The organism is Nostoc sp. FACHB-280, from assembly GCF_014697615.1.
GTDB lineage: Bacteria > Cyanobacteriota > Cyanobacteriia > Cyanobacteriales > Nostocaceae > Nostoc_B.
The window spans coordinates 68,788-78,948 of the sequence record NZ_JACJSD010000033.1 but is presented as its reverse complement, the minus strand read 5'-3'; the positions used below and the strand labels follow the sequence as shown (position 1 = coordinate 78,948).

The 10,161-nt window shown below is 39.8% G+C and carries 8 protein-coding genes, 1 pseudogene and 1 CRISPR repeat array; of the genes and pseudogenes, 6 read left to right on the top strand and 3 right to left on the bottom strand.

The window, feature by feature from the left end; all coding sequences use genetic code 11:
• The 3 genes and pseudogenes from H6G75_RS22125 to H6G75_RS22115 all read left to right on the top strand — a co-directional run.
• Positions 1-103: pseudogene (locus tag H6G75_RS22125) on the top strand (IS5/IS1182 family transposase); the annotation flags it as partial.
• The gene (locus H6G75_RS33795; protein WP_190982141.1) at positions 58-690 is read left to right on the top strand and encodes a histidine kinase dimerization/phosphoacceptor domain -containing protein; all 633 of its coding nucleotides are present in this window, start codon (positions 58-60) and stop codon (positions 688-690) included. The pseudogene H6G75_RS22125 and the gene H6G75_RS33795, both read left to right, overlap by 46 nt.
• Before the next feature lie 2 nt (positions 691-692).
• Positions 693-2,369 (top strand): response regulator, encoded by a 1,677-nt coding sequence (locus H6G75_RS22115; protein ID WP_190982137.1) that lies wholly within the window; start codon positions 693-695, stop codon positions 2,367-2,369.
• 114 nt (positions 2,370-2,483) lie between these two features.
• On the opposite strand, the gene H6G75_RS22110 is transcribed toward H6G75_RS22115, so the two are convergent.
• On the bottom strand, positions 2,484-3,356 hold the full coding sequence (locus H6G75_RS22110) for a shikimate dehydrogenase (RefSeq protein WP_190982136.1): 873 nt from the start codon (positions 3,354-3,356) through the stop codon (positions 2,484-2,486).
• A gap of 113 nt (positions 3,357-3,469) precedes the next feature.
• Here H6G75_RS22110 and H6G75_RS22105 point away from each other — a divergent pair, with 113 nt between their 5' ends.
• The 3 genes from H6G75_RS22105 (at position 3,470) to H6G75_RS22095 (ending at position 5,923) form a co-directional block, all read left to right on the top strand.
• A complete protein-coding gene (locus tag H6G75_RS22105; protein WP_190982135.1) occupies positions 3,470-4,426 on the top strand; it encodes an alpha/beta fold hydrolase in 957 nt (318 codons plus the stop codon).
• A 191-nt stretch (positions 4,427-4,617) separates the two neighbouring features.
• On the top strand, positions 4,618-5,049 hold the full coding sequence (locus H6G75_RS22100) for an EamA family transporter (RefSeq protein WP_190982134.1): 432 nt from the start codon (positions 4,618-4,620) through the stop codon (positions 5,047-5,049).
• A 334-nt stretch (positions 5,050-5,383) separates the two neighbouring features.
• On the top strand, positions 5,384-5,923 hold the full coding sequence (locus tag H6G75_RS22095; protein ID WP_190982133.1) for a flavodoxin: 540 nt from the start codon (positions 5,384-5,386) through the stop codon (positions 5,921-5,923).
• 248 nt (positions 5,924-6,171) lie between these two features.
• Positions 6,172-7,144: direct repeats of the CRISPR family, unit length 37 nt; unit sequence GTTTCAATCCCTAATAGGGATTAAGTGAAATTTCAAC.
• 238 nt (positions 7,145-7,382) lie between these two features.
• Here H6G75_RS22095 and glcD read toward each other — a convergent pair.
• Both glcD and H6G75_RS22085 read right to left on the bottom strand, forming a co-directional pair.
• Positions 7,383-8,855: a glycolate oxidase subunit GlcD gene (gene glcD, locus H6G75_RS22090; RefSeq protein ID WP_190982132.1), complete on the bottom strand. Its 1,473-nt coding sequence runs from the start codon at positions 8,853-8,855 to the stop codon at positions 7,383-7,385.
• A gap of 190 nt (positions 8,856-9,045) precedes the next feature.
• Positions 9,046-10,110 carry a TrkA family potassium uptake protein gene (locus tag H6G75_RS22085; protein WP_277884101.1) on the bottom strand — a complete coding sequence of 355 codons (1,065 nt, stop codon included), beginning with the start codon at positions 10,108-10,110 and terminating at the stop codon, positions 9,046-9,048.
• Positions 10,111-10,161: the final 51 nt, after the last annotated feature.

Here is a 10,161-nt window from a genome sequence, read left to right as displayed (position 1 = left end):
GTACCATCGTTTGAGTAAGGATTACGAACGTCTTCCTGAAATGAGTGAAGCTGCTATATATGCCGTTATGACTCGTATTATGTTACGTCGTCTAGCCGTCTAAAGATTTACTTTATAAATGGTCTCTTAGGCATTGTTAGTAGTTTGTTACAAATGCAATGCCGACGTACACAAGACCCCGAAGCCACAGCAATTCTGCGCGATAGTCAAAATCGCATTGCTTCTATTGCCTTAGTTCATGAAAAACTCTATCGTTCTGCCGATTTGGCCAACATAGATTTTGCTCAATACATACCCGACTTAACCACTCATTTATTTGATTCTTACAATGTTACGCCTAACTGTATTAAACTTAAAATCCAAGTTAATAATGCCAGCTTAGACATTGAAACAGCCATACCTTGTGGTTTGATTATCAATGAATTAGTTTCCAATGCTTTAAAATACGCTTTTCCTAATCAAAGTACAGGGGAAATTATCGTTAGTTTAGAGCAAACAGATCATTACAATTTGATATTAATCATTCAAGACAATGGCGTTGGGCTGCCTCAAGACTTTGATCCTAAACACACAAAAACATTAGGGATTATTCTTGTCCAGGGTTTAGTGAAGCAGTTAAGAGGAACTATTGAAGTTCATTCTCAACAAGGAACAAAATTTAAAATTACTTTTACAAAAAGTAGGGCATGAATATGATAGATATACCCTCCGATACAAGCACAACCAAGACAGTGAAAGTCTTGGTTGTGGAAGATGAGTATATTCTTGCCATCAATTTGCAAGAAAGTTTAGAATCTTTGGGCTACACCGTTATTGATATTGCAGATACCGCAGAAGACGCTATAGAAAAGGCAACTGCAATGCGCCCAACCTTAATTTTGATGGATATTAGATTACGGGGTGAAAGTGATGGTATCCAAGCCGCAGAAGCAATCTGGAATGATTTACAAATCCCGATTATCTATGTTACAGGACACTCTGACCAAAGTACTGTAGAACGAGCAACTCTCACTTTTCCCTTTGGTTACATTCTCAAACCCATCAGGGATCAAGAACTCTATGTTGCCATTCAAACGGCGCTCAATCGCTATGAACGGGAACAGTTTTTAAGTACTGTGTTGCGAGGTATGGGAGATGGGGTGATTGTAGTTGATCCCCAGTTACAGATTAAGTACATGAATCAAGTGGCAGAAACACTTACAGGCTGGCAATTATACGAAGCGAAAAACCAAGTATTAGAAAAAATTTTTTCCCTAGTTGACGAACAAACTAAAATACCCGTATTAAATCCCATTCATACGGCTTTAGAACAAGAAACTACTGCATATTTAAGCGATCGCACTTTATTAATTACTAAAGATAAAAAAGCTATTCCCATTGCTGATAGTGCTGCTCCTCTACGCAATAATTACGGTAAAATTACAGGCGCAGTCTTAGTATTTCGAGATGATACCCAACGCAGATTAAGCCAAGAACGCAACTTAGCCAATGAACGCACCCGTCAGTTAGAAATTCAAATGGCAGAACTGCAACGGTTAAACCAGTTAAAAGAAGATTTTCTAGCAGCTACTTCTCATGAAATGCGTACGCCATTATCCAACATTAAAATGGCAATTACAATGCTGGAAAGTATTCTTGATCGGCGACGGATGATTCAGTCTGGTAAACCTCCCGAAATAAATGCTGTAGCTCGCTATATCAATATCTTACGTTACGAATGCGAACGCGAACTAAATTTAGTAGATGATTTATTAAATATGCGTTTTGTAGACGCAGATATGTATCCTCTAGAATTAACTTCTATTCGTCTACAAGATTGGCTACCTCATATTACTGAAAGCTATCAGGATATTGCTCAAACTCAACAGCAAATTTTAAAATTTGAAGTTCCTCCAGATTTGCCAAATATTACGACTGATTTGGCTATCTTGACAAGGATATTATCAGAGTTATTCATGAATGCTTGTAAACATACACCCTTGGGCGAAATTATTACAGTAGGCGTTCAAATAACAACAATCTCTAATCAACCAAATTCTCCGCAGATAGTATCTGATGTTCCAACTTCTGTGGTAGAAATTATTGTGAGCAATTCTGGTGTAGAAATTCCAGTCAAAGAACAAGCTCAAATTTTTGAACCTTTTTATCGCATATCCCAAAATCAAAACCAAGAGAAATTATCCATTTTTGATTATACTTACCAAGTTCTGCAAAACGAATCTACATTTAATAGTGGTAGCGGTTTAGGTTTAACTTTGGTGAAAAAACTGGTGGAATATCTGCAAGGCAATATCACAGTTACTAGTTCTCAAGGTTGGACTAGGTTTATAGTTCAGTTACCATTAACTTTGTCAGATTATGTTCAGTGAAAGGCTTATCGTTAAGACGAGGGAGACAAGGGGGACAAGGGAGACAAGGGAGTAATATTTCTTCCTTGTCTACCCCCTCTCCCTTGTCTAATCCCCTCAGTACTCAGCACTTTTTCATAAGCCTAAATGTTGGCGCAGTACTTGGCGCATAATCTCAACTGGGACAGTTTCTGTTTGTAACCAAATTTTTAAAGCGGCTGCACCTTGTTGAACTAGCATTTCTAAGCCATCAATGGCTATAGCGCCTTGATTTTGGGCTTGTTGGAGAAATTTTGTTGGTTGGGGAATATAAATTAAATCATAAGCGATCGCACCTTGGGGTAAATCAGCCATTTCTGCGACACTTAAAGGCGAGTTTTCTACTTGTGGATACATCCCAATGGGGGTTGTATTCACTAATAAATGCGCTTGGGGAACCAATTTTGACAAACTACCCCAGGGATAAACTTGTAACTTTTCAGCTATGGGTGAACTTCCCCAACTATCACGAAACTCAATTAATTTTTGTTCATTGCGTCCCACAACATAAATTTCTGCAAAACCCAGTTGATAACAGCCTGCAACCACAGCCCTCGCTGCACCACCATTACCTAAAATGACTGCTACTTTCTGGCTCCAATCTTGTTGGTATGTTGTTTGTAAGGGGGCGATAAATCCTTCAATATCTGTGTTTGTCCCTATCCATCGCTGATTTTGGCGAGTCACAGTATTGACTGCACCTATCGCTTGGGCTACGGGGGTAATTTCTGATAATAACGGCATAATTGCCTGTTTATGGGGAATTGTCACACTAAAACCTGTTACCCCAATTGCCGCAAAACCTGCGATCGCTATTTCTAAGTTATCAGGTGCGATCGGGAAAGGTAAATAAACATAATCTAACCCTAATTCTGATATCGCAGCATTGTGCATCAACGGTGACAGCGAATGTTCCACCGGATGTCCAATTACCCCTAATAATTTGGTAGTGCCTGTAATTTTAGTCATTGGTCATTGGTCATTGGTCATTAGTTCTTCTCTCCCACACCCTTATACCCTCACACCCCTATACCCTCACATCCTCTACAATTATTAACAACTACTTAACATTACTTAAAATTATGCAAGTTAGTACACCCCCTTCGACAAATCCTGTGCCTGGGAAATATTGGCAGTGGCGAGGGCAGAAAATTTACTATGTACATGCAGGAAAGTCAGAATCCCAACGTCCGCCTTTGCTGTTGGTGCATGGGTTTGGTGCTTCCACAGACCACTGGCGAAAGAATATTAGTGGATTGTATCAAGATTTTGAAGTGTTTGCGATCGACTTGTTGGGATTCGGGCGATCGGCTAAACCCAAACTACAGTACAGTGGTGACTTATGGCGTGATCAACTGCATGATTTTATCAGTGAAGTAATTGGTCGCCAAGCGATCGTTGCAGGTAACTCCCTTGGTGGCTATGCAAGTTTGTCTGTTGCTGCCCAATATCCTGATAGTGTTGCTGGGGTAGTATTACTCAATAGTGCTGGCCCTTTCAGCGAAACCCAACCCACAGCAGAACCAGAAGCATTACAATCACAAATCCAACCACCCAAACAACCATCGCCCCTAGAAAAAATCTTAGGTAGTAGTGTCAAGTGGATTTTTAAACAATCTTTTTCCCGGTTTTTGATATTTCAATATGTGCGACAACGTTGGGTAATTCGCCGCACTTTAGAAAAAGTTTATTTAGATAAAACCGCAATTACAGACCAATTAGTAGAAGAAATTTATCGCCCTGCTTATGATGCTGGGGCTTTTGATGTATTTGTTTCTGTATTTAGCAGTCCTCAAGGGGAAAAAGTTGATGTGCTGTTGCAACGATTAACTTGTCCTTTATTATTACTGTGGGGCGAGGCTGATCCTTGGATGAAAGCGCGAGAACGTTCACAAAAATTCCGCCAATATTACCCCCAACTCACTGAATATTTTCTCAGGGCTGGTCATTGTCCCCATGATGAAATTCCAGATCAAGTAAATCAACTTTTAAGAGATTGGGTGATATCTCAGGACTTACGCACAAAAGTTGTCTATTGAGAATATGTGTAATATGTAAGGGCTTCGTCGTGAGCCTCATCTGAACGGTGTAGGTGTTTAAAACCCTTAAACCCTATACCCCTACGGGGAAGCCAAAAATAAAAAGTGTTTGTTTAAAGTATATGTACCATTTTCTCCGAGAAAATAATGATATTATTTCTCAATAAAGCTCAGGTGGTGCAAGAGATTAAATGCTCAGTAATGAAACGACTGCAATAGTGTTTGCCCTACTATCAGCATTTTTTGCAGCCTTAACGACTATCTTCGCCAAGGTAGGAGTCGAAACGATAAACCCCAATTTAGCAACCGCAATCCGCACAGTAGTCATTCTAGTCATGGTTTGGGGTTGGGTTTTTGCCAAAGGACAATTAGATACACTGCTGACAATTTCGCCTAAAACTCTGTTATTTCTCGTTTTTTCTGGTTTATCAACGGGTTTGTCTTGGTTATTTTACTTTCGGGCTTTGCAAGTCGGGAAAGCTTCTTTAGTCGCGCCTTTAGATAAATCAAGTTTACTTTTGGTACTAGTTTTTTCAGTACTGTTTCTCAAAGAACAACTAACGCCGCAAGTAATATTGGGAACTGGCTTAATTTTAGCTGGTACACTGGTTTTGATTCGCTAAAATACGCTACTACAGTTTATACATCTCTTCAGAATTGTAATTAGCAATTAATTTTTGAAAATCACATTTGTAATATTTAAACTTTTTTCAAGTGTTAATCAAAATAATATGCAATTATTGTTTATCGCTAATAATAGTCATTAAGTAGAAATGCCCTCATATCTATTTAAATATTATTGCCGATAAATGTCTGCCTCAAATTTATGATTATTAGGGTTTTCTACCAAAGTTAAACCTGTTAGTGACTGGGAATCTCTGGAGATAAATATCCTACCAAAGCGATCGCGGGGGTTCAAAATTCGCTCGTTTATTTATACCCAGAGGAGATTTAATTATGGCAAAGATGGCTATTTTCTACGGTAGTACTTCCGGTATCACTGCATCAGTCGCCACAAAAATACACGAATACTTTGGTGAAGAACTGTGCGATATTTACAGCATGGAAGAAGATTTTGACGGCGTTGAGCAAATGCTAGGGTATGATTATTTACTCTTTGGTTGTTCAACTTGGGGTTCTGGAGAAGTTCAAAATGATTGGCGTGACCCCATCTTTGATATGTCCCTAGAAAAACCCGATTTTACAGGTAAAACCATCGCCTTATTTGGTGCAGGAGATTGTGTGACTCACGGGGAACAATTTGTTAGCGCCTTGGGTACTTTGTACGATCACTTCAAAAAGTTAGGCGCTACTTTAGTAGGTGAGTTTCCCTTAGATGGCTATACTTACAAATATTCCTTTGCTGTCCGCAATGATAAATTTGTGGGATTACCAATTGATGAAGTAAATGAAAGCGATAAAACTGATGAACGCATTGCACAGTGGTTAGAAGTATTGAAACCTCACTTTTCGCCTGCAATGCTGGAGACAGCATAAATCATTTAACAGTCAACAGTTATCAGTTTATTTGAAGACTGCTGACTGTTAAATCAAAAATACCCATTTTATTAAGTGAAATTTCAACTTTGTCATTAGACCTCTTGCACGAATGTTATAAAACACGAATTTTAGGTCTCACGCAAAGGCGCAAAGGCGCAAAGACTTACAGAAAATTCGCTTGTTTAGTAGGCATAATCTGATTTATGCAAGAGGTCTATTGAAAGGCTTCATAAAATTTAAAATAGGTTTCAAGCCCTAATAAGAATTAGGTGAAATTTCAACATTTATTAGCTTGGTAGTATGCAATGGCTGATGGTTTCAATCCCTAATAGGGATTAAGTGAAATTTCAACCGCACACATAGAGACAATTACTGATTTATTAGCTGTTTCAATCCCTAATAGGGATTAAGTGAAATTTCAACCCTCACCCGTTGCACTTCGTATTCGTCTTGCGTTTCAATCCCTAATAGGGATTAAGTGAAATTTCAACCAAATGCGCTTACGAAAAAGTCAAATAATCCAGTAAGTTTCAATCCCTAATAGGGATTAAGTGAAATTTCAACGTTGCAGAGGTAATGACACCAGCACCAGGTATCGAGGTTTCAATCACTAATAGGGATTAAGTGAAATTTCAACGGGGATTGTTCAAAGTCACTCAGAAAAAGAATTTAAGTTTCAATCCCTAATAGGGATTAAGTGAAATTTCAACAATTTACATCCAGGGATACTAGCAGAAAAGACTAAAGTTTCAATCCCTAATAGGGATTAAGTGAAATTTCAACTTATTTGGTATTCGTCAGGGTGTTGAGTTATATCCTGTTTCAATCCCTAATAGGGATTAAGTGAAATTTCAACAAAGTTGCTAAAAATGGCAATCCTCACCTTGGTACAGGTTTCAATCCCTAATAGGGATTAAGTGAAATTTCAACTAGTGTTTTTGGTTGATAGTCTCGATGATTGATAGTTTCAATCCCTAATAGGGATTAAGTGAAATTTCAACTGCCGTGCTGCTGTCACTTCGTCCGCCCGTTCGTTTCAATCCCTAATAGGGATTAAGTGAAATTTCAACCTGCTGGTACTAATGTAGAAGGGTTTGCGTACTTTGAACTTGTTTCAATCCCTAATAGGGATTAAGTGAAATTTCAACGTTTCGATTACAACAGATTCTAATTGTTCTTCGGTTTCAATCCCTAATAGGGATTAAGTGAAATTTCAACTGCGGGAGCCGGAAAGCTAATCTGTATTTGGTTTTCGAGGTTCAGTTTCGCGGATGGGTTGATTATAACACTAGTAAATGTCAGTTGATTTACGTCAAGTAGCTGAAACATATACTGTATAAGGTGCGCGGGTAATTTTAAATTATGTTTTATGCAAAAGCATACACCACAAAGAATACAGCGATTTTTCCTCAAGCCTGATTTTCTACACCTACCCATCCGCGCATTTCTAGGGTGCTTAATATCGTTCCACGCCTTCAAACTGCTTGTGATTCATAGCATTTGCAGCTTCGCCACAGGTGCGGGGTGTGGGGAAAATTTTGTCGGGGTTGGCTAAACCTTGGGGATTAAATACTTGCCTTACCCATTGCATTGTTTCTAAATCAACACTGTTAAACATTTCTGGCATATAACATTTTTTATCGGAACCAATGCCATGTTCACCAGAAAGACTACCACCGACTTTCACACAAAGCTTGAGAATTTCTCCGCCCAATTCCTCAACTTTTTCTAATGCACCAGGGACAGAATTATCATAAAGAACTAAGGGGTGGAGATTGCCATCACCAGCATGAAAGACGTTAGCAATTTTATAACCAAATTTTTGACTTAAATTTTCAATTTCTTGCAAAACATAAGGCAATTGCGTACGCGGAATTACACCATCCTGTACATAATAATCGGGGCTTAAATGTCCAGCCGCAGCAAAGGCCGCTTTTCTGCCTTTCCATAATTTTAAGCGGGTTTCTGGGTCAGTAGCAGCAGTGACATTCCGCGCCCCATTTTGCTGACAAATTTCAGTAATTCTTTGTTTTAAAACTGCGACTTCAACTTCTAAACCATCAATTTCTACCAATAAAATAGCAGTCGCATCTCGCGGATAACAATTAGTAGCAACAACATCCTCAACAGCATTGATGCTGAGGTTATCCATCATTTCCATACCACCAGGAATTATGCCGGCGCTGATGATATCAGAAACACTAGCCCCCGCAGCTTCTACACTTGTAAAGTCTGCTAATAATACACAAATTGATTCGGCAGTTTTAAGAATTCTGAGGGTAATTTCTGTGGCGATTCCTAACGTTCCTTCAGAACCAACAAATATACCTGTTAAATCATACCCTGGAGTTTCCGGGATTTGCCCGCCTAAATCAACAATTTCTCCTTCTGGGGTGACAATTTTTAAACCTAAAACGTGATTAGTGGTGACACCATATTTTAAACAATGCACCCCACCAGAGTTTTCAGCAACATTACCGCCAATTGAACAGATAATTTGGCTGGAAGGATCTGGCGCATAATAAAATCCTGCACCGCTAACTGTTTGCGTTACCCAACTATTAATTACTCCTGGCTGTACAACAATGCGCTGGTTGTCTAAATCAACGCTAAGGATTTGCCGCATTAATGAGGTGACAATTAATACAGAATCTTCTAATGGTAAAGCACCACCAGATAAGCCTGTACCGGAACCCCGCGCGATAAAAGGAACAGAATACTGGTTACATATTTTCACTACTGCCGCGACTTGTTCTGTGGTTCTGGGTAATACAGCCAAAGCCGGACGTTGACGATAGCTAGTCAACCCATCACACTCATAAGTGATCAATTCTTCGCGGCGTTGAACTACACCATTTTTACCAAGGACAGCCTCAAATGCTTTGATAATAGGTTGCCAGTTACGTTGTTGTTTATCTTGGGTAAGCATAGGGTTTTCGGTAGATGACTCTGTAGGAGGCAGAAGGCAGTGGTTCGACTTCGCTCACCAACCAAGAAGCAGGAGTAGGGTTGGGTGAATATTTACTATTTTTGCAAAGATAGTAGTTTAGGGGAAGGAAATAGCGATCGCTCTCCTAAAATTGCACCTCTGTAACCTATCACCTATCACCTATCACCTATCACTGATTTTTTGGCTTGCGTAATATTTGCGAACCAATGGGAACCAGAACTTGATTCAGACTCCGCAACTGTTCGGCTGTCCCCATACAAATCAGGGTATCTCCTGGCATTAGTATTGTATCGCCAGTGGGGCCGCCAATCAGATTACCATCAACGCGGCGAATGGCTAAGACTAATGCACCAGTTTGCGATCGCAATTTGGCTTTTTGCAATGTTTGTCCGACAAAGGGAGATAAACTAGGGTCAAGTAAAAATTCTTCCATATACAACTGTCTGTCTGCACCCGAAAGAATGCCATCAACAAAATCTAATACTTGCGGTCTTAAGGCGGCTGCGGCCATCCGTTTCCCCCCGGTAATATATGGTGAAATTACGGCATCTGCGCCACCACGCTGTAATTTTTGTAACGCTTCTTCTGTACTAGCGCGAGCGATCGCCCGAATATCTGGATTTAATGTTTTTGCTGATAATACTGTATATAAATTTTCTGCATCCGAAGGTAGGGCGGCAACTATACAAATCGCTCTTTCAATCCCCACATGGAAAAGCGTATCATCTAAGGTTGCGTCACCCTGGTATACTACATAACCTTCCATCTGCGCTCGTTGCACCGATTCAATCTCGGAATCTATGACTACAAAAGGTACGCCTTCCGCCCGAAATTCTCTAGCAATTTGCCGACCAGTGCGACTAAATCCACAAATAATATAATGTTCTGTCAAGGATTCCATTACGCGCCTCTGTTGTCGTAGTCGAATTCCTTCTTGAAAGTAGCCTTCGATGATGGCTTCTGTAAATCGATTGACTATATAACCAATATTAATTACGCCCAACAAAATTAGGGCAATGGTAAACAAGCGTCCACGGCTGCCTAGTGGCTGTGTTTCGCCATATCCCACCGTAGCTAAGGTAATTACGGTCATGTAAGCGGCATTTTCCCATGACCAACCTTCTACAAATCTGTACCATAAAGTGCCAATCAGGAACACACCCCCAAGAGCGATCGCACCTGCCATTAGCTCTTTTTGGATACGTTGATATTTTCTCTCAAGAGTGGAATACAAAGTTATCTCTCACCAGTGTTCTTCGTTTAAGGATATTTAAGCGTTAGCCTA

Excerpts from the sequence above, each read along its gene's own strand:
- H6G75_RS22115 (WP_190982137.1), top strand. The coding sequence starts at position 693 with ATGATAGATATACCCTCCGATACAAGCACAACCAAGACAGTGAAAGTC.
- H6G75_RS22110 (WP_190982136.1), bottom strand. The coding sequence starts at position 3,356 with ATGACTAAAATTACAGGCACTACCAAATTATTAGGGGTAATTGGACAT.
- H6G75_RS22105 (WP_190982135.1), top strand. The coding sequence starts at position 3,470 with ATGCAAGTTAGTACACCCCCTTCGACAAATCCTGTGCCTGGGAAATAT.
- H6G75_RS22095 (WP_190982133.1), top strand. The coding sequence starts at position 5,384 with ATGGCAAAGATGGCTATTTTCTACGGTAGTACTTCCGGTATCACTGCA.
- glcD (WP_190982132.1), bottom strand. The coding sequence starts at position 8,855 with ATGCTTACCCAAGATAAACAACAACGTAACTGGCAACCTATTATCAAA.
- H6G75_RS22100 (WP_190982134.1), top strand. The coding sequence starts at position 4,618 with ATGCTCAGTAATGAAACGACTGCAATAGTGTTTGCCCTACTATCAGCA.